This is a genomic window from Nocardia takedensis NBRC 100417, from assembly GCF_000308695.1.
In the GTDB taxonomy this organism is placed as follows: Bacteria; Actinomycetota; Actinomycetes; order Mycobacteriales; family Mycobacteriaceae; genus Nocardia; species Nocardia takedensis.
The window spans coordinates 21,187-46,251 of sequence record NZ_BAGG01000060.1; the positions used below are offsets into that span (position 1 = coordinate 21,187).

22 protein-coding genes and 1 riboswitch are annotated in these 25,065 nt (G+C 69.2%); of the genes, 12 read left to right on the forward strand and 10 right to left on the reverse strand.

Annotated elements, in window-relative coordinates; all coding sequences use genetic code 11:
- Window positions 1–48: 48 nt before the first annotated feature.
- Entirely contained in the window at window positions 49–714 is a 666-nt protein-coding gene (locus ON30_RS12130) for a biliverdin-producing heme oxygenase (RefSeq protein ID WP_040706699.1), read from the forward strand.
- A gap of 30 nt (window positions 715–744) precedes the next feature.
- Here the strand turns inward: ON30_RS12130 and ON30_RS12135 are convergent, their stop codons facing one another.
- Window positions 745–1,629: a nuclease-related domain-containing protein gene (locus ON30_RS12135; RefSeq protein ID WP_245554009.1), complete on the reverse strand. Its 885-nt coding sequence runs from the start codon at window positions 1,627–1,629 to the stop codon at window positions 745–747.
- A 107-nt stretch (window positions 1,630–1,736) separates the two neighbouring features.
- Window positions 1,737–3,140: a DUF2252 domain-containing protein gene (locus ON30_RS12140; RefSeq protein ID WP_040706701.1), complete on the reverse strand. Its 1,404-nt coding sequence runs from the start codon at window positions 3,138–3,140 to the stop codon at window positions 1,737–1,739.
- Between the two features lie 190 nt (window positions 3,141–3,330).
- Here ON30_RS12140 and ON30_RS12145 point away from each other — a divergent pair, with 190 nt between their 5' ends.
- The 7 genes from ON30_RS12145 (at window position 3,331) to gcvP (ending at window position 10,607) form a co-directional block, all read left to right on the forward strand.
- Window positions 3,331–3,933 (forward strand): CDP-alcohol phosphatidyltransferase family protein, encoded by a 603-nt coding sequence (locus ON30_RS12145; RefSeq protein WP_040706702.1) that lies wholly within the window; start codon window positions 3,331–3,333, stop codon window positions 3,931–3,933.
- 75 nt (window positions 3,934–4,008) lie between these two features.
- Complete coding sequence (gene gcvH / locus ON30_RS12150; protein WP_040706703.1) at window positions 4,009–4,407, forward strand: glycine cleavage system protein GcvH; 399 nt, start codon at window positions 4,009–4,011, stop codon at window positions 4,405–4,407.
- Between the two features lie 165 nt (window positions 4,408–4,572).
- The gene (gene odhI / locus ON30_RS12155) at window positions 4,573–5,058 is read left to right on the forward strand and encodes an oxoglutarate dehydrogenase inhibitor Odhl (protein WP_040706704.1); all 486 of its coding nucleotides are present in this window, start codon (window positions 4,573–4,575) and stop codon (window positions 5,056–5,058) included.
- A 70-nt stretch (window positions 5,059–5,128) separates the two neighbouring features.
- The gene (gene ftsR / locus ON30_RS12160) at window positions 5,129–5,926 is read left to right on the forward strand and encodes a transcriptional regulator FtsR (protein WP_051029231.1); all 798 of its coding nucleotides are present in this window, start codon (window positions 5,129–5,131) and stop codon (window positions 5,924–5,926) included.
- Between the two features lie 201 nt (window positions 5,927–6,127).
- Complete coding sequence (locus tag ON30_RS12165; protein ID WP_040706706.1) at window positions 6,128–6,601, forward strand: bifunctional nuclease family protein; 474 nt, start codon at window positions 6,128–6,130, stop codon at window positions 6,599–6,601.
- A 235-nt stretch (window positions 6,602–6,836) separates the two neighbouring features.
- Window positions 6,837–7,394, forward strand: coding sequence for a MerR family transcriptional regulator (locus tag ON30_RS12170; protein WP_040706707.1), 558 nt, complete (start codon window positions 6,837–6,839; stop codon window positions 7,392–7,394).
- A 153-nt stretch (window positions 7,395–7,547) separates the two neighbouring features.
- A riboswitch (glycine riboswitch) is annotated at window positions 7,548–7,648 on the forward strand.
- Between the two features lie 145 nt (window positions 7,649–7,793).
- Entirely contained in the window at window positions 7,794–10,607 is a 2,814-nt protein-coding gene (gcvP, locus tag ON30_RS12175) for an aminomethyl-transferring glycine dehydrogenase (RefSeq protein WP_040706708.1), read from the forward strand.
- Between the two features lie 7 nt (window positions 10,608–10,614).
- Here the strand turns inward: gcvP and ON30_RS12180 are convergent, their stop codons facing one another.
- The 4 genes from ON30_RS12180 to ON30_RS12195 all read right to left on the reverse strand — a co-directional run bounded on the left by ON30_RS12180 (window position 10,615) and on the right by ON30_RS12195 (window position 14,659).
- On the reverse strand, window positions 10,615–12,291 hold the full coding sequence (locus tag ON30_RS12180; RefSeq protein WP_040706758.1) for a vWA domain-containing protein: 1,677 nt from the start codon (window positions 12,289–12,291) through the stop codon (window positions 10,615–10,617).
- A gap of 94 nt (window positions 12,292–12,385) precedes the next feature.
- Entirely contained in the window at window positions 12,386–12,658 is a 273-nt protein-coding gene (locus ON30_RS12185; protein ID WP_040706709.1) for a WhiB family transcriptional regulator, read from the reverse strand.
- A complete protein-coding gene (locus ON30_RS12190; RefSeq protein WP_083911332.1) occupies window positions 12,655–13,257 on the reverse strand; it encodes an HNH endonuclease in 603 nt (200 codons plus the stop codon). Before ON30_RS12190 ends, ON30_RS12185 begins: the two co-directional genes overlap by 4 nt.
- A 262-nt stretch (window positions 13,258–13,519) precedes the next feature.
- Window positions 13,520–14,659, reverse strand: a complete 1,140-nt coding sequence (locus tag ON30_RS12195; RefSeq protein WP_040706710.1) for an acyl-CoA dehydrogenase family protein — start codon at window positions 14,657–14,659, stop codon at window positions 13,520–13,522.
- Between the two features lie 105 nt (window positions 14,660–14,764).
- Here ON30_RS12195 and ON30_RS12200 point away from each other — a divergent pair, with 105 nt between their 5' ends.
- The gene (locus ON30_RS12200; protein WP_245554011.1) at window positions 14,765–15,478 is read left to right on the forward strand and encodes a winged helix-turn-helix transcriptional regulator; all 714 of its coding nucleotides are present in this window, start codon (window positions 14,765–14,767) and stop codon (window positions 15,476–15,478) included.
- A 140-nt stretch (window positions 15,479–15,618) separates the two neighbouring features.
- Here ON30_RS12200 and ON30_RS12205 read toward each other — a convergent pair whose 3' ends face one another.
- From ON30_RS12205 to ON30_RS12220, 4 genes are read right to left on the reverse strand one after another with little or no spacing between them, the layout of a single operon-like run.
- Window positions 15,619–16,908 carry an acyl-CoA dehydrogenase family protein gene (locus tag ON30_RS12205; protein WP_040706711.1) on the reverse strand — a complete coding sequence of 430 codons (1,290 nt, stop codon included), beginning with the start codon at window positions 16,906–16,908 and terminating at the stop codon, window positions 15,619–15,621.
- A 2-nt stretch (window positions 16,909–16,910) separates the two neighbouring features.
- Window positions 16,911–17,549 (reverse strand): TetR/AcrR family transcriptional regulator, encoded by a 639-nt coding sequence (locus ON30_RS12210; protein WP_040706712.1) that lies wholly within the window; start codon window positions 17,547–17,549, stop codon window positions 16,911–16,913.
- Window positions 17,546–18,595 (reverse strand): zinc-binding dehydrogenase, encoded by a 1,050-nt coding sequence (locus ON30_RS12215; RefSeq protein ID WP_040706713.1) that lies wholly within the window; start codon window positions 18,593–18,595, stop codon window positions 17,546–17,548. The genes ON30_RS12210 and ON30_RS12215 overlap by 4 nt, the downstream gene beginning before the upstream one ends.
- Window positions 18,592–19,332 (reverse strand): SDR family NAD(P)-dependent oxidoreductase, encoded by a 741-nt coding sequence (locus ON30_RS12220; protein WP_040706714.1) that lies wholly within the window; start codon window positions 19,330–19,332, stop codon window positions 18,592–18,594. Before ON30_RS12220 ends, ON30_RS12215 begins: the two co-directional genes overlap by 4 nt.
- 307 nt (window positions 19,333–19,639) lie before the next feature.
- On the opposite strand from ON30_RS12220, the gene ON30_RS12225 reads away from it, so the two are divergent.
- The 3 genes from ON30_RS12225 to ON30_RS12230 all read left to right on the forward strand — a co-directional run bounded on the left by ON30_RS12225 (window position 19,640) and on the right by ON30_RS12230 (window position 25,029).
- Window positions 19,640–21,820 (forward strand): malate synthase G, encoded by a 2,181-nt coding sequence (locus ON30_RS12225; RefSeq protein ID WP_040706716.1) that lies wholly within the window; start codon window positions 19,640–19,642, stop codon window positions 21,818–21,820.
- A 374-nt stretch (window positions 21,821–22,194) separates the two neighbouring features.
- Window positions 22,195–22,434: a hypothetical protein gene (locus tag ON30_RS40590; RefSeq protein WP_218006253.1), complete on the forward strand. Its 240-nt coding sequence runs from the start codon at window positions 22,195–22,197 to the stop codon at window positions 22,432–22,434.
- 138 nt (window positions 22,435–22,572) lie between these two features.
- A complete protein-coding gene (locus ON30_RS12230) occupies window positions 22,573–25,029 on the forward strand; it encodes a tetratricopeptide repeat protein (RefSeq protein WP_169334905.1) in 2,457 nt (818 codons plus the stop codon).
- Window positions 25,030–25,065: the final 36 nt, after the last annotated feature.

The window sequence follows — 25,065 nt, forward strand, 5'->3', positions numbered from 1 at the left end:
GCTGGTCAGGGTTGCCGGCGCTCCAGGCGATGGCGAGGTGGTTCGGACGTGTCGGATACAGCAATACCGTTCTCCACGCAGATCCGCACGGCCACCGAACGCCAACATGCCGAGGCCGAGAACTCCTCGTTCATCACCGACATGCTCGGCGGCGGTCTCGGCATCGCCTCGTATCAGCGCTACACCGTGCAGTTGTGGTTCATCTACCGCGCGCTGGAATCGCGCTGGGACGCCCTGGCCCAGGATCCGGTGGCCGCGCCGTTCATCCGGCCCGAACTCGCGCGCACCGCGGAACTGGAACGCGATCTCGCGCACCTGATCGGGCCCGCCTGGCGCGAGCACCTCTCGGCGCTGCCCGCGACCGCGGCCTACGCCGCGCGCATCGAGGAGTGCGCCCGCGACTGGCCCGCCGGCTACATCGCCCACCACTACACCCGCTACCTCGGCGACCTGTCGGGCGGGCAGGTCATCCGCGGCACCGCCGAGAAGCTGTGGGATCTGCCCCGGCGCGGTGACGGCGTGCGGTTCTACGTCTTCGACGGTATCGGCAATCCGGCCGCCTTCAAACGCGAGTACCGCGCGCTGCTGGACGCCTTGCCCCTCGACGATCTCGAACGCCGCCGCGTCCTGGACGAGGGGCAGCGCGCCTTCGCGCTCAACACCGCGCTGTTCGCCGAACTCGGCGCCGAATTCCCGGCGCGCAAACCCGGCTGAACCGGCGAAGGGTTGGCCCGGCCCGTCGGCTCAGCCCGGCCCGTAGGTCAGCAGAGCCGTGACCACGAACCACAGCACCCACACGAACCCGATCACCATGCCCGCGGTGAGCAGCACGCGCATGAACCCGCGGCCCATGTTGATATCGCCCGCCTCGCGAGGGTAGAGCTTCCACGGGCTGTACCACGGGGCCTCGATGGCGTAGGCGGGCGAGCGGGCCTCGCGTTCGGCGCGCTCCATCTCCTCGGCGTAGGCCTCGGCCTGGGCCTGCTGCGGGCCGCCGTGCCACAGCGTGACATCGATCGGACCGAGGAAGCCCTCGTTGATCAGATCCTGCGGGGCGGGCAGATAGGGCAGGATGCCCAGCCCGCGGAACGCCACCGCCACGTCGTTGGCCGTCCACAGGTGCTTCTCCGATTCGGCCAGCGCCTGGAAGTAGTGGCGCAACCGATTCGGGTCGTTGCCCAGGATGACGTCGAAACTCGGATCGCTCCAGGACTGCTGGACCTTCAACTCCGAACCCGCCGCCGGGATCACCAGCGCGACGCCGTGCACCGCCCGCTGCCCGAGGCCGCGCGCGGCCAACCAGTTCTGCAACGCGAAGGTGTGGTCGCGGGATCGGTCCAGCGGCGTACGCTTGTCACTGCCCTCGAACGGCGCGGGCACGCCGTCGATGGTCCAGTCGCCGTTGAGCGGGATCTCCAGCACGCCCTCGCGACTGTCGGTCAGCGCCTCGGCCTCGATCACCACGCAACTGGTCGGCGTCCACACCACCGCGTCGAACTGGTGCAGGCGCTCCTCGTGGAACAGCCCGCAGTTGATCGTGGCCACCCCGTGCGGACTGCCGGGGTCCTTCCAGGTGCGCAACCAATCCATCAGCGCCCGTTCGGCGTTCGCGCCTGTCGGGTTCTGCACTCGCACGAGCATTCGCGACCGCCCTTCACGTCGTGTCGACAGGGCAAGGATACGAGTCGCACGGCGGTGCGCGCCCGCGGACACGCCTCATCCGCGGCGCGCGGGCCTCATTCGGGGAGTTCGGCGGTCACCTTCCCGGCCTTGACCGCGGCCACCAGTTCGGCGTGGTCGGCTTCGGTACGGTCGGCGTAGCGCACCGCGAACGCGGCCACGGCGTCGTCGAATTCCTCGGCGTCGTCGAGATAGGCGGCGGTCAGCCGCGGATCCAACGACCGGGCGTGCGCGCGAGCCAGCAGCGCGCCCGCGAGCCTGCCGTAGTCGTCCAGGTCGCCCGCCTCCAGGGCGGCCGGGTCGATGGCGCCCTTGAGATTGCGGAACTGCCGGACGATGAACGGCAGTTCCCGCTCCCCGAGGCGCACCGAGGTCCAGCCGAGCAGGATGTCGGTCTCGGCCTGAACCAGTCTGGCCCCCCGCACGATTCGCTCGCCCTCGTGCCGGGCCGGACGCGGCGGTAGATACGGCGCCAGCGCGGACGGAATGGACTGCTTGAGTTGCAACACCAGCGATTCGCCGTCGTTGCCGTGCAGCAGCGCCACGTAGCTGTGCAGGCCGACGCTGCCGGTGCCGACGATGCGGAAGGCGATGTCGGACACCGCGAACCGGGCGATCAGGTTGCGCCGCGACTCGCGCAGGGTGTCGGTGTAGTTCTCGAGTCCGTCGATGACGGCCGCGGCCACCGACTCCTCGACGGCGGTGAGAACCGGTGGGTCGCTGACGAATCGGTGTCTGCGCACACCGGTGACGTGATCGTCGATGTGCTCGGTCCACTTCGCGACGACCTTGTCACTGGTGTTCTTGCGCGCCTTCTTCGCGGCCTTCTTGAAATCGTCGAGCAGGTCCTCGGCCTGCGCCGCGCCGAGTATCGACTCGTCGGGCAGCGCGCTCCAGGACCGCAGGAACGGCATCTCGGCCAACTGCTCGGTCGCGAGTCGGTAGGAGCGGGCCGCGTCGCGTGCCGCGGCGGCGCAGGCGTCCTCGCCGACCCCCGATTCGCGTCCGGCCAGCACCAGACTCGCCGCCAACCGTTCGACGTCCCACTCCCACGGACCCACGATGGTCTCGTCGAAATCGTTGATGTCCATGACGATGCCGCCGCTCTGGGTGCCGTAGAGCCCGAAGTTGGCGGCGTGGGCGTCCCCGCAGATCTGCGCGTCCAGACCGCTGACCGGTCCGTGCGCGAGATCGGCGGCCATCAACCCCGCCGCGCCGCGGTAGAAGGTGAACGGCCCCGACATCATCCGCCCCACCCGCAGCGGCACCAGGTGCCCCAAACGGTTCGCGTGCGCGGCCGCGAGGAAATCGAGCACCTCGGGCCTGCCCGGACCGGCGGCCGCTCGGTCCCTGACACCGACGGGCACGCGCTCGCGCAACGCGCGTCCCCGCGCCCGCACCTCGTCGGCGGATACGAAGGTCCGCAGGTCGATCCCACTGTCTGACACCTGCAGAACCATAAATCTCCGCGTCCTCGCGCGCAGGCCAGGGGTGTACCGAGGCCGTGGGCGATCATGCGTCGGGCGCGCGACTGTGAGAAGTCCCGCCGGCGTGCCCGGATGGCGCGCCACCCCCGCGGTGCGGTTAGCTGGATCGGTGACAACCGAATCGGGGACCTCGGAACCGGGTGGGCGGGCCGACTCCGACGCCGTGAGCGGCGTGCGCGCGATCTTCGCCGACCGCGTCCTGACCGTCCCGAACGTGCTCAGTGTCATCAGACTCGTCGGCGTCCCGGTGTTCGTGTGGCTGCTGCTGGTCGAGCACGCCTACGGCTGGGCCTTCGCGCTGCTCGTGGCCAGCGGCGTCACCGACTTCCTGGACGGGAAGCTGGCCAGACTGCTGGACCAGTCCTCCAGGCTGGGCGCGCTGCTCGACCCGTTCGTGGACCGGCTCTACGTGGTCACCACGCTGGTCGCCTTCGTCGTCGACGGGCTGATCCCGTGGTGGATCGCGGTGGTCCTGATCGGGCGCGACCTGGTGCTGACCCTGACCCTCGGCATCTACCGGCGGCGCGATCTGGACCCGCCGGAGGTCATCTACCTGGGCAAGGCCGCCACCTTCGCGCTGATGTCGGCGCTGCCGTGGGTGCTGGCCGGGCGGATGGACTGGCCGTTGGCGGGTTTCGGGCACGCCTTCGGCTGGGCATTCCTGATCTGGGGCACGGCGGTCTACGTGTGGACCGGGCTGTTGTACCTGGGTAAGGCCGTCGCGGTGGCGCGGGCCATACCGGCTGTGCCGCAGCGCCGCCCGTAGGACCGACGTCGGGTCGGACGCGGCGGGGAGTCTCTAATAGAGTTGCCATCGACTTCGACGAGAAAGGACGGCCTCGTGACCCAGACCCCCGAGGATCTGCGCTACACGGAAGAGCACGAGTGGGTGCTGCGCGTCGACCCCACGACGGTCCGGGTCGGTATCACCGACTACGCCCAGTCACAGCTGGGTGACGTCGTGTTCGTCCAATTGCCCGAGACCGACAGCGAGGTCGTCTCGGGCGAGAGCATCGCCGAGGTGGAGTCGACCAAGAGCGTCTCCGACATCTACGCCCCGCTGACCGCGAAAGTCGTTGCCGTCAACGAGGAGTTGGCGCAGGCGCCGGAGACGCTGAACGCGGATCCCTACGGCGCGGGTTGGCTGTTCGAGTTGCGGGTCGCGGACGCCGCCGGACTCGACGCCGACCTCGGTGAACTGCTGGATGCGGCGGGTTATCAAGGAGTTATCGGGGGCTGAGCCGGCCTTCCCGGTTCTACCTGCACGGGCACGCCCCGGCAGGGTACGGTCAATGCCAACAGATGTCCGGCGGTGGATGGCCGTGTTCGCAGCGGCGCGGCACGTCGTGTCGAAGAGGACATCACCTGCTTGTATGGATAATCAGGTTCGAGGAGGAGAGAAACGGTGAGCGAGAACAAAGACCCGGGTTACCAGGAGACCGCGGCCGAGACTACGTCGGTCTTCCGCGCGGATTTCCTGAACGAGGTCGAGGCGTCGCGCTCCGGAGAGCCGACCGGCGAACAGCCGGTCCAAGGGGTCGAGGGTCTGCCCGTCGGTGCGGCCCTCTTGGTCGTCAAGCGCGGTCCGAACGCGGGATCGCGATTCCTACTCGATCAGCCGACCACGTCGGCGGGCCGCCATCCCGACAGTGACATCTTTCTCGACGACGTCACCGTCAGCCGTCGCCACGCCGAGTTCCGGCAGGACGACGACACCTTCCAGGTCGTGGATGTCGGCAGCCTGAACGGCACCTACGTCAACCGTGAGCCGGTGGACTCCTCGGAGTTGCAGAACGGCGACGAGGTGCAGATCGGCAAGTTCCGGCTGGTCTTCCTGACCGGCCCGCGCGCGCAGGTCAACGAGCCGTCGGCGGGTGCGGGCAGCCTGTGAACGAGACGGCGCTCGCGATCACGCAGGACGCGGCGCTGTGACGGGCGCGGCGCAGTGGGCGCGCGGAGGCATGTCGATCGGCTCCGTACTCGACCTGCTGCGCCCCGACTTCCCGGATGTCACCATCTCCAAGATCCGCTTCCTCGAGGCCGAGGGTCTGATCAGGCCCGAGCGCACGCCTTCGGGCTATCGCCGGTTCTCGGTCGCCGACTGCGAACGGCTGCGGTTCGTGCTGACCGCGCAACGCGATCAGTACCTGCCGCTGAAGGTGATCAAGGAGCAGCTGGAGGCCATCGACAGCGGCGCGGCGACCTTGGGGGTGCGCGAAGCGCGCGCTCGCGCGGTCTCCGGCCGCGTCGGCGGTGAGGCCGAACGGTTCGTCGAACCCGCCGCGGAGGCGGTGGGTCGCCCTGTCCGGATGCCGGGTGCGGCCGCGCCGCGTAGGCTCGGGGTCGTGCCCGGGGAGATCTCACCCGACGAACTGCGGTTCGATCACGAAATCCGGCTCACGCGTGCGGATCTGCTCCAGCAGGCCGAGATCGACGAGAAATTCCTCACCGATCTGATCCGGGCCAATCTGATCACCCCCGGTCCGGCGGGATTCTTCGACGGCGAGGCGGTCGTGCTGGCCAAGACCGCGCGGGCGATGGCCGAATTCGGTTTGGAGGCGCGGCATCTGCGCGCGTTCAAGCTGGCGGCCGACCGTGAGGCCGCGCTGTTGGCCCAGATCGCCGCGCCGATCGCCAAGAGCCGCGACGCGGGTGCGCGGGCGCGGGCCGAGGAGACGGTGCGCGAACTGGCGGCGCTGTCGCTGGCCCTGCACACCAGTCTGGTCAAGGCGTCGGTGCGCAACGCGCTGGGCGGCTGATTCCGTCGATCCGCGCCGCCGCGTCCCGCGGTCGCACCGGGGGAGCTCGGTCGCGGCGCGGCTCGTGTTCCACCGCGACAACACACAGGTTTCGGCTCCGCGCACCGATCGCAGCACCGCTGTCCGTTCGCTTAGACTCGTGGTACGGCCAAGCTCCGCAGCGGTCATGCCGGGCGGCCGGCGAGTATGGGAGGCAGTGCGATGAGTGAGATGCGCGTAATCGGCATTCGTGTCGAGCAGCCGCAGAACCAGCCCGTGCTCTTGCTGCGCGAAATGTCCGGGGACCGATATCTGCCGATCTGGATCGGGCAGGCCGAGGCGACGGCGATCGTGCTCGAGCAGGAGGGGGTGACCCCGATCCGACCGTTGACCCACGACCTGATCAAGATCCTGATCGCCGAACTCGGGCACACGCTCAAGGAAGTGCGGATCGTGGATCTGCAGGAGGGCACCTTCTACGCGGACCTGGTGTTCGAGAACGACCTGACGATCTCGGCGCGGCCCTCGGATTCGGTCGCCATCGCCTTGCGGGTCGGTTGCCCGATCTACGCCGAGGAGGCGGTTCTCGACGAGGCGGGGCTGGTGATGCCCGATGAGCGCGAGGACGAGGTGGAGAAGTTCAAGGAGTTCCTGGAGTCGGTCTCGCCGGACGATTTCAAGGCCACCGATAGCTGACAGCTCTCGACCATTCTCTCTCCCTGAAGTACAGGTCGAGACTTTTACCGCGCGTCGCGTTTGGATCGATGCGGCCGCTCCCAGGAGAATCAGGGGAGTAACCTCGATAGTTGGGCCGTGCCCGACGAGGCGACGATCTCGAGGATCGCAGTGGGAGTCGCTCAGTCGGAGGATGGTCGTCACGGAGCCGGGTCATCGTCAGTGACAAGGCGTCGGCGGAGCAAGGGAGTGGTCAGTGGCAGAGCAATCGCAGGATGTGGTACAGCCTGGCCTGTTCCCGGATGATTCGGTGCCCGACGATCTAGTGGGCTACCGCGTCCCCAGTGCGTGCCAGGTAGCGGGTATCACCTATCGCCAGCTCGATTACTGGGCGCGCACCGGCCTGGTGGTGCCCTCGATCCGCGGCGCCGCGGGATCGGGCAGTCAGCGGCTGTACTCGTTCAAGGACATCTTGGTCCTCAAGATCGTCAAACGCCTGCTCGACGCGGGGATCTCGTTGCAGAACATCCGGATAGCCGTCGATCATCTGCGTAGTCGCGGCGTCCAGGATCTGGCGGGCATCACCCTGTTCTCGGACGGCACCTCGGTCTACGAGTGTTCCTCGCCCGAAGAGGTCGTCGACTTACTGCAGGGCGGCCAGGGCGTGTTCGGGATCGCGGTGAGCGGGGCCATGCGGGAGTTGACCGGCGCGATCGCCAACTTCCCGGCGGAGCGGGCCTCCTCGGCCACCGAACGCCCGGAAGACGAACTCGCCTACCGTCGCAAGGCGCGGATGAACGCCAAGACCGGCTAGAACCGACCACGAAGGCCGCTCCGATCCACGATCGGGGCGGCCTTCGCCGTTCCCGGGATGCCGGGCGTACCGGTGCGTGGCCGGAAGTGACGAGCCCTACAGTCGGGCAAGACCCCTCATGTGTGGGCAGTCGGCATAGACTTGGCGGTACGTCACCGCCGTGCGGGAGAGTTCCGGCTCCACCAGTGAGACCGGACGCCGAAGGAGCAGCACCTCCCCGTCAATCTCTCAGGCAACCGGACCGCACGGGCTCCGACGTCTCTGGAAAGCGGTGGTCACCGTGCCGCCCGCCCATGGGGAAAGGGACGACACATCCCGAATCTCTCAGGCTCCACGACAGAGGGGGAGGGCCGGACCCCTGTCGACCGCGCGGTCGACCCGCCCGACCTTGGAGCTGCCGTGACTCGATCCTTCGCCGACCGCCACATCGGACCGGACCGCAGTGAACTCGCCCGAATCCTGCCCGTCGTCGGCGTGGACTCCCTCGACGCCCTCGCGCGCGCCGCGGTGCCCGCGAGCATCCTCGACGATGCCGAAGGACCGCTGTCCGGCCTGCCGCCCGCCGCGACCGAACACGAGGTGCTGGCCGAACTCGCCGCGCTGGCCGGCGCCAACACCGTCGCCGCCTCGATGATCGGGCTCGGTTACTACGACACTCTGACCCCGCCGGTGCTGGTACGCAATCTGCTGGAGAATCCGGCCTGGTACACCGCTTACACGCCGTACCAGCCGGAGATCAGCCAGGGCAGGCTCGAGGCGCTGCTGAACTTCCAGACCATGGTCTCCGACCTGACCGGAATGGAGGTGGCCAACGCGTCCATGCTGGACGAGGCCACCGCCGCCGCCGAGGCGATGACGCTGCTGCGGCGCGCGGGCCGCTCGAAATCGGCGCGCCTGCTCGTCGACATCGACGTGTTCCCGCAGACCAGGACGGTGCTGGGCACCCGGGCCGAACCGCTGGGCATCGAGATCGTCGACGCCGATCTTTCCGCGGTCGAGTTGCCCGACGGCGAGTTCTTCGGCGTGCTGGTGCAGACGCCGGGCGCGTCCGGTCGCGTGGTGGACTGGACCTCGGTGATCGGGGCGGCCCACGACCGCGGCGCGCTGGTGGCGGTGGGGGCCGACCTGCTCGCCGCTACCCTGCTGAGTTCGCCGGGCGAACAAGGCGCCGACGTCTGTTTCGGCACCACGCAGCGCTTCGGCGTGCCGCTGGGCTACGGCGGTCCGCACGCGGGATATCTGGCCGTCCGCCAGGGATACGCCCGCCAGTTGCCGGGGCGTCTGGTCGGCGTCTCGGTCGACGCCGACGGCGACCCGGCCTACCGCCTGGCCCTGCAGACCCGCGAACAGCACATCCGCCGGGAGAAGGCGACCTCGAACATCTGCACCGCCCAGGTGCTGCTGGCGATCGTCGCGGCCATGTACGCGAGCTATCACGGGGCCGACGGCCTGCGCGCGATCGCGCGGCGCGTACACGCGCACGCCGCGACGCTCGCGGCGGGCCTCGAAGGCGCGCTCGTACACGGCCGGTTCTTCGACACGGTGCTCGCCCGCGTCCCCGGCGGCGCGGAAGCCGTGGTGGCCAAAGCCAAGTCGCGCGGGATCAACCTGCGCCTGGTCGACGCCGACCACGTCGGCATCGCCTGCGACGAGGCGACCACCGACGCGCACGTCGCCGCCGTGCTCGAATCCTTCGGCACCGCGCTGTCCGTCGAGACCGACGGACCCGCGGTGGCCGACATCGAGACCAGGACCTCGGACTTCCTCACGCACCCCGCCTTCACCAGCCACCACACCGAGACGGCGATGCTGCGCTACCTGCGCGGACTGTCCGACAAGGACATCGCCCTCGACCGCAGCATGATCCCGCTCGGTTCGTGCACGATGAAGCTGAACGCGACCGCGGAGATGGAACCGATCACCTGGCCCGGCTTCTCCCGCGTGCACCCCTTTGCACCCGCCGAGGACGCGCCCGGTCTGCTGGCCGTGGTGGCCGACCTGGAACGCTGGCTGTGCGAGATCACCGGCTACGACTCGGTCAGCCTGCAACCGAACGCGGGCAGTCAAGGCGAGTACGCGGGCCTGCTGGCCATCCGCCGCTACCACCTCGACCGCGGCGACGACCACCGCGACACCTGCCTGATCCCGTCCAGCGCGCACGGCACCAACGCCGCCTCCGCCGCGATGGTGGGTATGCGCGTGGAGGTGGTGCGCTGCCGCGACAACGGTGACGTCGACCTGGACGACCTGCGCGCCAAGATCGCCGACCACGCCGAACGCCTGGCCTGCATCATGATCACCTACCCGTCCACGCACGGGGTGTACGAGCACGAGGTCGCCGACCTGTGCGAGTTGGTGCACGAGGCGGGCGGGCAGGTCTACGTCGATGGCGCGAACCTCAACGCGCTGGTCGGGTTGGCGCGGCCGGGCCGCTTCGGCGGCGACGTCAGCCACCTGAACCTGCACAAGACCTTCTGCATCCCGCACGGCGGCGGCGGTCCCGGCGTCGGACCGGTCGCGGTGCGCGCGCACTTGGCGAAGTACCTGCCCGGCGACCCACTGGAAGCGGGGTCGCACGCGGTGTCGGCGGCGAAGTACGGTTCGGCCTCGATCCTGCCGATCACCTGGGCCTACATCCGGATGATGGGGGCCGAGGGACTGCGCGCGGCGACGTTGACCGCGATCGCGTCCGCCAACTACGTCGCGCGCAGGCTCGACGAGTACTACCCGGTGCTCTACACGGGCGAGAACGGCATGGTCGCCCACGAGTGCATCCTGGATCTGCGTGAGATCACCAAACGAACCGGCGTCACCGTCGATGATGTCGCCAAGCGGTTGGCCGACTACGGTTTCCACGCTCCGACCATGAGTTTCCCGGTCGCGGGCACGCTGATGGTGGAACCGACCGAGAGCGAGAACCTCGCCGAGATCGACGCTTTCGTGGACGCGATGATCGCGATCCGCGGCGAGATCGACAAGGTGGCGGCCGGGGTGTGGCCGGCGGAGGACAACCCGTTGCGCGGCGCTCCGCACACCGCGGCCTGTCTGGTCGCGGAGTGGGAGCACCCCTACAGTCGCGAGATCGCGGTCTACCCGCGCGGTCGCGGGCACGCGCGCGCCAAGGTGTGGCCCGCGGTGCGCCGCATCGATGGCGCCTACGGTGACCGGAATCTGGTCTGCTCGTGCCCGCCGCTGTCGGCCTACGCCGACTGACCGGCCCTCACGGCGTCGTCAGCGCCTGCACCACAGCGCTGGCGAAAGCCAGATTGCCCGAGGCGTCGGCGGCGGTGTAGGTGCCGCCGGTGCGCTGGGCCAGATCACGCAGCGTCTGGGTGCCCGCGCCGCCGATCGCGACCACGTCGATGCGGACCGGCCGCGACGCGTCGGTCGCGGCGGTGATGTCGGCGAGCAGTTGCGCGCCGGTCACCGACGAGTCGTCGTCGGGGCCGTCGGTGATGAGCAGCAGCGAGTTGGCGCGCTCGGCGGCGTAGTCGGCGACGGCTTGCCGGTAGGCGGCCAGCAGTGTCGGATACGCCTGGTCGGTCTTGGACTCGGTGACCTTGACCGCGCTCAGCGCGGTGTCGACGGTGGAGCGCTGGCCGGTGTCGAGTCGCTCGGTGGGCACGAGCACCTTGTAGGGCTTGGCGCCGTCGAGGTTCTTGCCGAAGGTCCAGATCCCCAGCCCGAAATCGGGCGGCATCACCTGCAGGGTCGAGCGCAGCGCGCCGAGGCTGTTGGACAGGCGGGTGCCGGCGCCGTCGGTCCCCGACATGGACGCGGACACGTCGAGCAGCACGGTGGCGTGCACCCCGAGTACGGGATCGGCGATGTTCTTGGTCAGACCGGCCAGTGCTTCGCGGGTGGCGCCGGGCACGATGTCGGGCGCGGCGGCGGTGAATCCGGCCTCCTGGAACACCGCCGCGTTCTGCGGGGTGGTCAGGAAGGCGGTGAACACGCCCGCGACGAGATTCTGGGTCTGGTCGACCCAGGAACCGGACATGACCGCAGCCGGATGGTCGGCGATCGGCGCGGCCCCCACGGGTTGGTAGCCGACCACGCCCATGTGGGCGTCGAGTTGTTGGATGGTCGCGGGGACGGCGTGGATGGTGGCCGCGTCGGGGCTTTGTGCGGTCGCGATGGTGTCCAGGGCCGCGCCCGTGCCGGTGCTCTCGGGGGCGGCGGCGGCCAGTCCCGACACCGCCGAGGAGACCTGTCCGGATCTGGCGGCCTCGGTGGTCAGCGGATCGACGCCGGAGACCATCGCGCCGATCGCGGTGGCCGCCGCCAAGGAGGAATCGCCCGGCGGCAGGGCCATGCGCAGTCCGCCCCAGCCGGACAGGCCGAGGTCGGCCAGCGAGCCCTGTTGCAGATTCGGCAGATCGCTCCAGGCGATCCGCGCGGCCTCGAGGGCCTGGCGCAGCGGTTCGGCCACGCCCAGGACGACAGGGCTGCTCGCGATCGGGGTGGGTTCGCCCTCCATCAGGCCCGGCACCCGGACGGCCTCGATCGAACGGGACGAATCGGCGATCCACAGCGCGGGCTTGGGCCCCAGCGCCTCGTTCCAGGAACCGCCCGGCGCGAGACCCGCGGCGACGGCCGCCGAATCGGCGGCCCGCACCCGCACCGCCGCGCAGTGGTCGCGCACGGTCGGCTTCGTCGCGTTGTAGCGTTCGGCGAGGGTGCGGACCGGGACCGCGATGTCGGGGTCCGCGGTGACGTCGAGGACCGATTCGCCCTCGACGCATTCCGAGGCCGCGGCGCTGTCCCGGTCGGCCGCGCGATCCCGGAACTGGAACCACGCGAAAGTCGCCGCGACCAGCAGGACGAGTACCACCACCGCGATGACCGGACCCTTGCTGACGCCTCGGGATCTGATTCCGCTGCGATGTGTGCCCACGGCGCAACAGTGTATGGTCACCCGCCCCGTGACCGCGCGCCGAGGTCGGTGTCCGATGACCTGGGACACCGACCCCGGCGCACTGTGGCCGAGCTCACTCGCGGATCATCCGCCCGCGGTCGAACTCGTGTCCGCCCCAGACACCGGACTGCCCGGTGCCGGAAGCGAATTCGGCGCAGCCGGGCCGGATCGGGCACCCGGCGCAGATCTCGCGGGCGTACTCGAAATCCTGCGACGGGTACGGGAACCACGCCTCGTGGTTCGGGTCGCCCCGGCAGGCGGCGCGATGCCACTCGCGGCTGTCCGAGAGCGGCAGCAGGTCGATCAGCGTCGGCTCGGCGCCGGTCGACTCCAGATGGAGGGTCATGGTCCGCACTCCTTTCCGCGGCGGTCGGTGCTGTGGTCGTCGGGGACGTGGTGGCCGGGGGTGGACAGTTGCCGCCAGATGCGGCGCTGTCGCTTGGCGAGGGGGTCGGGGGCCTTGGGCTGCCAGAGCAGACGCATGCCCGCCTCCTCCGGCGTGCGGTCGGCCTTGGCGGAATTGCACGACGCGCAGCAGGCGACGAGGTTGCCCCAGGTGTTCGGGCCGCCCCGGCTGCGCGGCCGGATGTGGTCGACGGTGCGGGCCCAGCCCGCGCAGTAGCCGCACCGGTGCTTGTCGCGGCGCAGCACACCCGCCAAGGTGGCCCGGCTGTCCTCGTGCACCAGGTTCACGTGCTCGAGGAAGACGTAGCGCAGCAGGCGGATGGTCTCGGGCAGGGCGATCTCGAGGTGCTTGGACCGGATCGGCACGTACGGCTCGCGGTCGGCGATCGACTCCGCGACCCCGCCGACCAGCAGCACGACGGCGCGGTCGGCCCGGATCTCGGCGATGGCCTCGAACGAGGCGTTCAGCACCAGAACGCTCGAGTGTATCCAGTTGTCCGGGGGAGTGGTCACCGCGACGGTGACAGGGCGCGAGGTCATGGGGCTCACCATGTTTCGAGAAGAGAGCGGAAAGGGAGGATGCAGCGGTCGCGGTCAGCGACCGGCGTGGAGGCGGCTCGGTACTTCGCGTGCGACGGTCATGCGCGAATTCAGGGCATCGTCCCTGTGCTGTGGGTACACGGGCCACCTCCTCTCCGGATGCTCGGGTGATCGCCCGGGGGCGGGCGATCGCTCTGAATGCCATGGTGGCACACCGACTGTGCCGTTGTCGGCCTATTTTTTCGGGGCCGGACCGACCCGGTCAGCCCAGCGGGCCGTGACCCAGCGCGACGCGGCCGCCGAACAGGACCTGCTTGGCCCTCGGCAGCGGGTGGAACAGGCTGCCGTGCACGTCGCGATAGCGCATCTCGAGTTCACAGGATCGCGAATAGCCCAGTCCACCAACGGTTTCGATGGCGAGTCGGACAGCGGCGATCAGGTGTTCGGCCGCCGCGGTCTTGCGGGCCAGGGTGCGCGCGGCGTACTCGTCGGTGTTGGCGAAACTCAGATTCCGCGACCCCGTGAACATCGCCTCGACCAGGTCCTCGGCGGTGCCGTGCGCGGTGGTCAGCTCGCCGGCCAGGCAGATCACGTGCGCGTCGGTGCGTCCGGCGACGAGTTCGAGGGCCAGGCGAACGGCCTCGTCGGCGATGCCGAGGTAGGCGGCCATGACCAAGGGCATCGCGGCTCCGACCACGACGTTGAGCAGCGGCGGCCACGGCGCGGCCGGGCGGATCATCGAGATCGCGGCATCCGGGACGAAGACGTCCTCGAACACCACCGTGTGCGAACCGCTGGCGCGCAATCCCATGGTGTCCCAGGTCTTCTCGACGCGCACGCCCGGCGCGCTCGTCGGGATCGCGCAGTGCAGCACCTGCGCTCCGTCGGGGGAGGCGTCCCAACGGATGCTGGTGACCAGCACGTCGCCGATCTCGCACCCGCTGGCGGGCGCCTTGCGGGCGTGCACCCGGTAGCCGCCCTCGACGCGCTCGGCCCGGCCGGAGGAGTCGACCCAGTCCGAGGCGCCGGTGCTGACCAGGATCGCGCCGTCGACGACCTTCGCGAAGACCGCGCTCGCGTCGTTGCCGTGGTTGTGGCGCCACACCTGGGTGGCGACCAGGTGCGAGTGCATGGCGAAGGCGACCGCGACCGACGGGTCGTGGCGGCCGAGTTCGCGCAGGATCTGTCCCATCTCGTGGTGGGTCGCGCCGCCGCCGCCGAATTCGACGGGAACCAGCGCGGCGGACAGTCCGCTCGCGCGCAGCAGGTCGAAGGCGGCGGGGTCGAGTTCGCCGGTGCGGTCGCGTTCGGCGACGCCGGGGCGCAGGGTGTTGCCGATGCGCCGGGCCATGGCGAGGCGGTCGAGGTCGGGGGCGGTGGTGGGCACGGTGGAAGTCGTCATGTTTCGAAAGCTACGAACCGCCGCGATAACCGGATAGTCCAGAAAATGGACCCGCCCGGTGCAGGAAATGGACCTCACGGCGGGCCCGACGACCCGGAGGTGACCGTGAGCGGCGAACTGCCCACCCGCGACGAGCAGGGCTACGGCCAGTACTGCCCGATCTCGCGCGCGTTGGAGGTGCTCGGCGATCGTTGGTCGCTGCTGATCCTGCGCGATCTGCTGCTCGGCTCGACCCGCTACAACGATCTGGCGCGCGGCCTGCCGGGGCTCTCGCGCAGCCTGCTCACCAAGCGGTTGCGCCAGTTCGAGCGCGCGGGCCTGGTCGACCGCGTCGGCTGCGACTACCTGATGACCGAATCCGGGCGCGACCTGGAACCGATCCTGTTCGGGCTGGGCGCGTGGGGCGCGCGCTGGACCTTCGGCGAGCCCGATCCCGCCGAACTGGACGCCGACCTGCTGGTGTGGTGGATGCACACCCGCCTGGACACCGCGGACCTGCCCGGCCGACGCCAGGTGTTCGCGGTCCGCTTCACCGACGACGCCCGGCGCTACTGGATCGTGGTCGACCGGAGTGTGCCCTCGGTGTGCACGACCGACCCGGGCTACCCGGTGGACGTCACGATCACCGCCGACGTCGCCTCGCTCTACCAGGTCTGGCTGGGCCGGTTGCCGCTGGCGCAGGCCCAGCACGCGGGCCGGGTCCGCTTCAGCGGGCAGTTGGGCGTGACCCGCCGTATGCCCACGGTGCTGCGGTTGAGCCCGGCCGCGGGCCTCGCCGTACCCGCGGCCGAGGAGCCGTACTTGCGGGCCACCGCCTGACGGGGACGGGACGCGCCCATCCCGTCGACGTCGGACGCCGCGGTTTTCGACCCCGCGGTTGTCGACTCTGTGGGGGCTTACTCCGCGGTGTCGACCCTGTGCTTGGCGACCCTGTGCTTGCCGCGTCAGAGGTTACCGAATCAGAGGTTGCCGACGAGATGCTCGAGGCGGCGGGCGACGTGCTCGCGCGCCTGTTCGCGCAGCGCGGGCCGGTACCCGCTCGGATACACCTGATCGGCGGGCGCGTAGTTCTTGAGCACCTCCCGCGCGAGGGTGATCTTGTGCACCTCGGTCGGGCCATCGGCCAGGCCCATGACCTCGGCGTAGTTGAGCATGTCGACGAACGGCAGGTCGGTGCTGACGCCGATCGCGCCGTGCAGGTGCAGTGCGCGCTGGGCGATGTCGTGCATCACCTTGGGCATGGCCACCTTGATGGCGGCGATGTCCTTGCGCACGGCCAGGTAGTCCTGTTCCTTGTCGATGCGCCAGGCGGTGCGCAGCACCAGCAGTCGGAACTGCTCCATCTCGATCCAACTGTCGGCGATCTTCTCCTGCGTCATCTGCAAACCCGCCAGCGAACCCTTGCGCATCTGCCGCGACACCGCGCGCTCGCACATCATGTCGAAGGCGCGGCGCACCAGCGCGACCGTGCGCATGGCGTGGTGCACCCGGCCGCCGCCGAGGCGGGTCTGGGCCACGATGAAGCCCATGCCCTCCTCGCCGAGCAGATGGTCGGCGGGCACCCGGACATCGGTGAAGCGCAGATGCCCCTCGGACTTGCTGACGCCGGGCACCTCGAAGTTCTTGACCAGTTCGAGGCCGGGCGCGTCGGCGGGCACGATGAACATCGACATGCCTTGGTACGGGCTGACATCCGGGTTCGTGACGACCATGACGATATGGAAGGAGGCGAATTCGGCGTTGGAGTTGAACCACTTCTCGCCGTTGATGACCCAGTGGTCGCCGTCGCGCACCGCGCGCGAGGTGAACAGCGTCGGATCGGCGCCGCCCTGCGGTTCGGTCATCACGTAACAGGAGCCGATCTCACCGTCGAGCAGCGGCTTCAGGTATTTCGCCTTCTGCTCCTCGGTGCCGTAGTGCGCGAGGATCTCGGCGTTTCCCGAATCGGGGGCCTGGCAGCCGAAGACCGAGGGCGCCCAGTTCGAGGTGCCCAGCACTTCGTTGAGCAGGCCGAGTTTGAGCTGACCGTAGCCCTGCCCGCCGAGTTCCGGGCCGAGGTGGCAGGCCCACAGCTTCTGCTGCTTGACCTGCTCCTTGAGCGGGCCCATCAGCGCCATGGCCTCTTTGTCGGTGCGGTCGTACGGATTCGGGTAGATCAGGTCCAGCGGTTCGACCTCGGTGCGGACGAATTCCGCGGCCCAGTCGAGCTTGCGCTGAAAATCCGGATCGCTTTCGAAATCCCAAGCCATGGTCAACCTTTCGTGTCGGGCGTGGTGAGTATGCCGTCGAGGACGGTGGTGGCGAGCAGGTCGGCGATCTCGCCGGGGGAGCGACCGCCGTGCGGCCGGTACCAGAAGGTCACCGCGTTGAGCATGCCGAGCACGCTGTTGGTCAGCACGTGGTCGGCGGTGCGCAGCAGGCCCGCGGCATGGGCGTCGTCGAGTACGCGCTGCCAACAGAACTGGACCCGGTCGCGCAACTGTTGCAGTTGCGCGGCGCGCTCGCCGGTCAGCGCGGTCACGTCGCGCAACTGGATCGCGACCTCGCGGCGGTGTTCGATGATCAGCCGGACGTGACTGTCGAAAAGCTTGCGCAACTTGACGATCGGGTCGTCGGCGCTCTCGGCGATGGTTTCGGCGTCGACGAGCATCAGCTCGATGTAGTCGCGCAGGATCTGCCAGAGCAGTTCTTCCTTCGACCCGATGTGGTAATACAGCGCGCCCCGCTGGACATCGGCGCGGTCGCCGATCTCGGCGACCCCGGTGCCGTGGAAACCCTTCTCCGCGAACAGGTCCACCGCGGCCGCGACGATGCGGCCCCTGGTGTCGCCCGCCGTCGATTCCGAGGCGGGCGGGCGGCCGCGGCGGCGGGTGGGCGCGGCGCCGGTCATGACGACGGGTCCAGCACCACTTTGCTCACCCCGTCGGCGCGCTCGGCGAACAGTCGGTACGCCGCGTCGCCCGCCGACATCGGCATCCGGTGCGAGACGACCGTCTCCGGACGCAGCCGACCGGCGGCGGTGAGCGCGAGCAGGGCGGGCAGTTCGTACTGCACCGCGCACAGGCCGATGTGGAATTCCAGATCCTTGACCTGGGCGAGCGGCATGTGGAACGGGTAGGCGCGGTTCTGGTTGACCCCGATGACCGAGACCCGGCCGCCGTGGCCGACCACCGAGATCGCCAGCGCGATGGTGGCGTCCGCGCCGACCGCCTCGATCGCGACGTCCGCGCCGCCGCCGAGCCTCTCGCGCACGGCGGATTTCGGATCGTCGGAGTCCACGGGTTCCGCGCCCAGCGCGGCCGCGCGTTCCCGGCGTTCGGCCAGCAGGTCGACGCCGAGCACCCGCGCCGCGCCCATGGCGAAGGCGGCCTGCACCGCCATCAGCCCGACCGGGCCGAGGCCGATCACCACGACCGTGTCGCCGGGGGCGATCCGCGCGCGCCGCGCCCCGTACCAGGCGGTGGGCGCGTTGTCGGTGAGCACGATCGCGGCGGCGTCGCCGATCGACTCCGGCAGGCGCACCAGATTGCCGTCGGCATGCGGGACGGCGAGGTACTGCGCCTGCGCGCCTGCCAGCGCGCCGCCGAGTCCGTAGCAGGCGTCGGCGGGTTTCGGCTGGGACGCGCAGGCCGAGACCAACCCGACCCGGCAGTTGCCGCACCGGTCGCAGCCCGCCGAGGCCGGGACCAGGACGCGGTCGCCGACCGCGAACCCGCGCACCAGCGGCCCCGCTTCGACGATCTCGCCCACCGCTTCGTGGCCGACGCCGTAGCCCGTGCCGGGCGTGAAGCCGTGACCGGCGTAGATGTGCAGATCGCTGCCGCACACGCCCGCCGCGCGCACCCGCACGATCGCGCCGTCCGGGCCGGGCAGCGTCGGATCGGGCACCTCCGACCAGTCGATGACGCCCGGACCCGCGTAGGTCAGCGCCCTCATCGCCAGCCGCCGTCGAGGGCCAGCGTGGACCCGGTGCAGAAGGCCGAGGCGTCGGTGGCGAAGAACAGCGCGGCCCCGACCACCTCGTTCGGTTCGCCCACCCGGCGCAGCGCGTTGTGCTTGGTCAGTTCCTCGCGCAGCGCGTCGGGCCAGGCCAGGGAGATGTCGGTGGCGAACGGTCCGCACTGGATGGTGTTGACGCGCACCGTCGGGGCGAAGGTCTGGGCCAGTCCGCCGGTCAGGGCGTTGAGTCCGGCCTTGGCGGCGGAGTAGGGGACCGCGAACGGTTCCGGGCGCACCGCCTCGATGGAGGAGACGTTGATGATCGACCCGCCGCCCGCCGCGGCCATCCGCGCGCCGATCAGCGCCGACAGGCGGAACGGCCCCTTGAGGTTCACGCCGATGACCTTGTCGAACAGCGCCTCGGAGACCTGGTCCAGACTCGGGTACAGCGGCGAGAGGCCCGCGTTGTTGACCAGGACGTCGACCCGGCCGAACTCCGCGTAGACCGTCTCGACCAGCGCGTCGCACTGGTCCCACTCGCTGACGTTGCACGCCACCGGCAAGGCCCGTCGGCCGTGGGTGGCCCGCACCTCGTCCGCGAGCGCCGCGCACGCGTCGAGTTTGCGACTGGCCACCACCACGTCGGCGCCCGCGGCGGCGAAGGCCAGCACCATCTCCCGGCCCAGCCCGCGGCTTCCGCCCGTCACCACGACGACCTTGTCGGTGAGCGACACGTGTTCTCCCGTCCGATCCGGTGACGTCCCGAGGGGTCGCGTCGCCCGGATCACAGTAAATGTTCCGATCAGTACATTAATTGCGCGTGCCGATAGGATCAAGGGTGGAGTTCGGCCGATCGCCGACGACCGTGCGACTCGCCCGCGCCGGGACACCCGGTTACCGGCGGCGGCGAGGAGAGAATGTGCCGATGGCGCGTCGACCGACGCCCCGGCCTCGAACACCCGTCGCGCGGTGCGAGAACTACCGACGGGTAACATCGAGCCCGTCTTTTTCACAGCGGCTTTCTCAGAAGTGAGGCAGTAGATGACAGAGCGGATTCAGGTCGGCGGGCTCCAGGTTGCCAGCGTTCTCCACGAGTTCATCGAGAACGAGGCGCTCCCCGGAACCGGCGTGGATTCCGCCGCGTTCTGGGCAGGCGCCGAACGGATCATCGAGGATCTGGCCCCGCGCAACCGCGCCCTGCTCGCCGAACGCGACGAGATCCAGGGCAAGCTGGACGCCTGGCACGCCGAACACCCGGGCGCGAACTACGACCGCGCGGCCTACAAGAACTACCTGACCGAGATCGGCTACCTACGTCCCGAACCCGCGGACTCCGCCATCTCCACGCAGAACGTCGACGACGAGATCGCCGTCACCGCGGGTCCGCAGTTGGTGGTGCCGGTGATGAACGCGCGCTTCGCGATCAACGCCGCCAACGCGCGCTGGGGCTCGCTCTACGACGCGCTCTACGGCACCGACGCGATCCCGGAGACCGGCGGCGCGGACAAGGGCAAGGGCTACAACAAGGTTCGCGGCGACAAGGTCATCGAATGGGCCCGTAACTTCCTCGACGACTCGGTCACCCTGATCACCGGCTCGCACATCGGCTCCACCTCGTACACGATCGTCGACGGCGAACTCGAGGTCGGCCTCGAGGACGGCACCAGCATCGGCCTGGCCGAAGCCGACCAGCTCGTCGGCTACCTGGGCTCGCCCGACGCGCCCACCTCGATCCTGCTCAAGCACAACGGGCTGCACATCGAGATCCAGATCGACAAGGACTCGCCGATCGGCAGCACCGACACCGCGGGCGTCAAGGATGTCGTGCTCGAATCCGCGGTCACCACGATCATGGACTTCGAGGATTCGGTCGCGGCGGTCGACGCCGAGGACAAGGTCCTGTGCTACCACAACTGGCTGGGCCTGATGAAGGGCGATCTGGCCGAGAAGGTCGACAAGGGCGGCCAGAGCTTCACCCGCACCATGAACCCCGACCGCGTCTACACCGCCCTCGACGGCGGCGAGGTCGTGCTGCACGGCCGCTCGCTGCTGTTCGTGCGCAACGTCGGTCACCTGATGACCTCCGACGCGATCCTCGACGGCCAGGGCAACGAGGTTCCCGAAGGCATCCTCGACGGGCTGATCACTTCGCTGATCGCCATCCACTCCCTCAAGGACGAGACCGAGCTGAAGAACAGCCGCACCGGCTCGGTCTACATCGTCAAGCCGAAGATGCACGGCCCCGACGAGGTCGCCTTCACCGACGAGTTGTTCGCCCGCGTCGAGGACGTGCTCGGGCTGACCCGCAACACCCTCAAGGTCGGCATCATGGACGAGGAGCGCCGCACCACGGTCAACCTCGCCGCCTGCATCGCCGCCGCCGCCGAACGCGTCGTCTTCATCAACACCGGCTTCCTCGACCGCACCGGCGACGAGATCCACACCTCCATGGAGGCGGGTCCGATGGTGCGCAAGGCCGACATGAAATCCCAGCAGTGGATCCTGTCCTACGAGGACTGGAACGTCGACACCGGTCTGGCCGCGGGCCTGCCCGGCAAGGCGCAGATCGGCAAGGGCATGTGGGCCATGCCGGATCTCATGGCGGACATGCTCGTCCAGAAGATCGGCCACCCCAAGTCCGGCGCCAACACCGCCTGGGTGCCCTCGCCGACCGCCGCCACCCTGCACGCCACCCACTACCACCTGGTGGACGTGTTCAAGCGGCAGCGCGAAATCGCCAAGGGCGGCCGCCGCGCCACCGTCGACCAGATCCTCGACATCCCGTTGGCCGCCGAGCCGAACTGGAGCGAAGAGGACAAGCGCCAAGAGCTGGACAACAACTCCCAGAGCATCCTCGGCTACGTGGTGCGCTGGATCGACCAGGGCGTCGGCTGCTCCAAGGTCCCCGACATCCGCGACGTCGCCCTCATGGAGGACCGCGCGACCCTGCGCATCTCCAGCCAGCTGATGGCCAACTGGCTGCGCCACGGCGTCGTCACCGCCGACCAGGTCCAGGCCAGCCTCGAACGAATGGCCCCCATCGTCGACGAACAGAACGCGGGCGACCCGAACTACCGCCCGCTGGCCCCCGACTTCGCGGGCAGCATCGCCTTCCAGGCCGCGCGCGAACTCATCTTCGAAGGCGCCGCGCAGCCCAACGGTTACACCGAGCCGATTCTGCACCGGCGGCGTCGTGAGGCCAAGGCGCTGAACTGCTTGTGAGTTGCGGTGCTTGAAAAGTAGCTTCTAACAGCACTTTTCGACTCAAGGCCCCTCACCTGGAACACCAGGTGAGGGGCCTCTGTCGTTACTGGAGATCAGCCCGAATACCGGCCACTCACGGTCGATACGGTCACAAGAACGGTCACCCGCGGGATGGCTGCCGTCGTCGAGAAGTGATGGCGTGTCAGCGCCGATAGCGGCCGCCGTCCTCGGTGAGTACGCCCTCGGTGAAGGTCCCGAAGGGACGGCCGATGGTCCTTCGCACGGATGCAGTGATCGGCCGAACAGCAGTCCGCTCTGGAAATGGTTCGCGGTCTCGATCCTCCGGGGTCGGGGCTGTCGACTCGAGTCTCCATCAGGGGGAGACGTCAAGCTTGGTGCATGAACGAGGAGATGCTCTTCACGATCGGGGCCTTGACCGAGCGGACCGGTCTGACGGTCAAGACGATTCGGTTCTACTCCGACGGCACCGCAACATTCACGACTTCATCGACGACACCTTCAGCGGCGTCGACGCCGATCCGGCAATGGTGGAGTTGCTGCGCTTTAGCATGCCGGACCTGCCCGAGGATCCCGCCGCCGCACAGGTGGAGGCGTGGATGGAACTTGTATAACTGTTGCAGGACAACGACTTTCGGAATGTGACCAGGCCCGGGCCGCACCGCATCGGCGCAGTGACGACACGGTCGGCGTGTTCGTAGTGGTGTGTCAGTTGAATGCAGGACTGACAGGGTGTGGGTTCTCGGTCAGAATTGCTCCTCGCGGCGCGTTGTCGATGGACCACGTCCGCGGGTCGGCGGCGCGTGGCGAACGACGTCGGTGCGGCGACGTTCGAGGGAGTATCGGGAGGGAGCACGATAACCGTGGACGAAGGAGAGTCGGAAGACAGGCCACACCCTCGGTTCGCGCGCGGGCGTTTGCTACTCGATAACGGGCGCTTCGCCGATGCGGCGGCCGCCCTGTCGGATGCCGCCGAACTGACCGAGACGTCGGGGGCGCGGGGCGAGTGCTGGTATTGGGCAGGTGTCGCCTACGCCCAGTCGGGTGATCGGGCGCGTGCCGTCATCGCGTTCGAATCGGCCGAACGAGGATTCGTCTCGGCTGGTCGCGTCAACGATGCGGCGCGAACACATTCGTATCGTGGTGATCTCGCCGCCTCGGTAGGCGAGCTCGTGCCGGCGCACGTACATTTCGATCGCGCGAGCGAACTGTACGGTGCCGAGGAGGTCGACGCCCGGTTCCGCTGTTGGTACATGATGGGCCGTCTCCACAACGACCTCGGTAACGCCGCGGCCGCCGAGCGGGAATTGAAGGTCGCCCTCGGTCTGGTCGTGACCATCGGCGACCCCGAGCGGATCGGCGAATGCGAGGACGCGCTGGCCACGGCGCTCACCGGCGCGGGGCGCTTGGACGAGGCGCTGCGAATGCTCGAAGCCGCCGTCAGCCACTATCCCGCCGAACGAGCACAGCATCGCGCCGATTGTCTGAACCGGGCGGGGCTGATCTTGGCTGGGCAGGGCAAAGGCGCTGCCGCCGAGGCCATGTGGGGACGCGCCCAGGGCGAATATGCGGCGGCCGGGCGTGCGGACTCCGGCTTCGTCATCGCGCTCGAGCGTGGCCGCACGCTCTTCGATCTCGCGCGGTTGGATGATGCGCTGGTGCAGTACCGAGCCGCGTACGCGGCGGCCCAGAAGGCCGGACATCCCGACGAGATGGCCTGGTGCGAGGCGCATATCGCGGCTGTTCACCTCAACCGCGGTGAGCTGGAGGCGGCCCGCGGGCTCTTGGTCCGGGCCAATGCGGTACTCGCCGAGGGCAATCGCGAGCACTATCTCACCGGCCGCTACTTCCTGGCCCGGGTGCACCTGGAGCACGGCGACACCCGCGGCGCACGGGGCCTGCTCGGCGAGACGTTGAGCGAGGCGCGAGCCCGAGGGTTGGCGGAGTTGGCGGTGGACTGCTCGATGACGCTGGCGCAGGCGATGATTCGCGAGGGGGATTACCGTGGTGTGCTGGAGCTTCTCGATGAGCCTCGCCGGATTCTGAAACAGCTGGGTCGATGGCCGAAGATCGCTGTCTGCCAGAGTCTGCGTGGCATGTGCCACGTCGGGCTCGGGGAGTTCCGCGCCGCGGAGGAGACCTTGCTCGACGCCCGCGCGACGCTGCTGCGCCACGGGAATCCTCGCCAACTCGCCGAGACCGAATGCGCGCTCGGCATGGTGTATCTGCACACGGGACGGTTCCCCGAGGCCGAGACAATGCTCGACCGCGCCATCGCGAGTCTGCGTGCTCTCGGCGCTGCCGCTGTCTCTCTCGCTGTCGTCGAGTTCAATCTCGCCAACGTCTACCTCCGGCAGACCCGCTACACCGAAGCGGTGCGGATGCTCACCGCCGCCGAAGCGGTGTTCCGCGCGGCGGGGCAGAACGATCACGCCACGGCGTGTAGGCACACGTTGGGCATGATCCGGATGAACAGCGGTGTCGGCGACGGCGTGATCGAGACGCTCGAATCCACCCTCGACGGTTCCAGGCCCGGCCCGGTTTCGCCGCGCGCGGTCGCGACCAAGACTTTCAATCTCGCTGTCGCGCACGCGAACCGCGGCGACACCGGGCAAGCACTCACCTGCACCGCTCGCGCTCGGGGGCTCTACAGCGACCTGAATGACCTGATGGGACTGGCCACCTGCGATCTGTTCGCCGCCGTCTGCCTGGCCGACCGGGCTCCACACGACCAGCGTCGACTCCTCGATCTGGCCTTGCCCGCCGCGATATACATCGACCATCAGCGCCTGCAATTCCTCCACGCCGACGCACGCGTGGCGTGGAGCGGCAGCCATCCCGCCCGCCGATCGAACCTGTTCGAGTGGCTACACGCACTGCGTGATCCGACCCTCATGGCCGAATTCATCGAAGTGGCCATCAATTCCGGAACCCATGTCGCGCACCACGAGGATTCCCCGGCGCGCCTGGACTTCCTCGACGCCCTCGCCTCCGACCCCGCCGCATCGGACGCCACCGACCTGTACGCGGCTGCCGAGCTGCCGAGTTCCGCCGGAGCGGGCATCCTCCTCGCCGGTACGGCGCTGCCGATGCGTCCTCCTCCGCGATTGCGTCTGCCCGACGGGCGCGTGGCCCTGGCAGCTCACATCGACGGCGCGATCAGCCGCTACGGGCCGATCGGCCGCGCCGGGGAAGTCCGCACCTGGTGATCGGGTATCTGGCGGGTCGGCGTCGGGGACCAGGCA